General features: G+C 51.4%; 1 pseudogene. It reads right to left on the bottom strand.

What is annotated here, in order from left to right:
• A pseudogene (gene gcvT, locus AB4585_RS23345) lies at positions 1 to 259 on the bottom strand (glycine cleavage system aminomethyltransferase GcvT); the annotation flags it as partial.

Here is a 259-nt window from a genome sequence, read left to right as displayed (position 1 = left end):
GTCTTTGACGGCTGGGTTAAGCTCAGCCAATACGTCAACCGCTTTGGGGCCTTGAAGCGCAAGCAGTGCTCTGTCGTCAATAATTTCTAGCTCTACATCCGCAGGCAAGTTTGCTTGAAGGTGCGCGATGTCCTGCTCTTTACAAGCAGCATTCACCACCACAAACAGATGATCGCCAAGGTTGGCCACCATCAGATCGTCCATGATGCCGCCTTGTTCATTGGTAAAGAACGCATAGCGCTGATTGCCACTCGCAAGA

The sequence above is a fragment of the Vibrio sp. 10N.222.49.C9 genome, from assembly GCF_041474985.1.
GTDB classification, from domain to species: domain Bacteria; phylum Pseudomonadota; class Gammaproteobacteria; order Enterobacterales; family Vibrionaceae; genus Vibrio; species Vibrio crassostreae_C.
The sequence above is the reverse complement of the archived record's forward strand: the minus strand, read 5'-3'. Positions and strand labels throughout refer to the sequence as shown.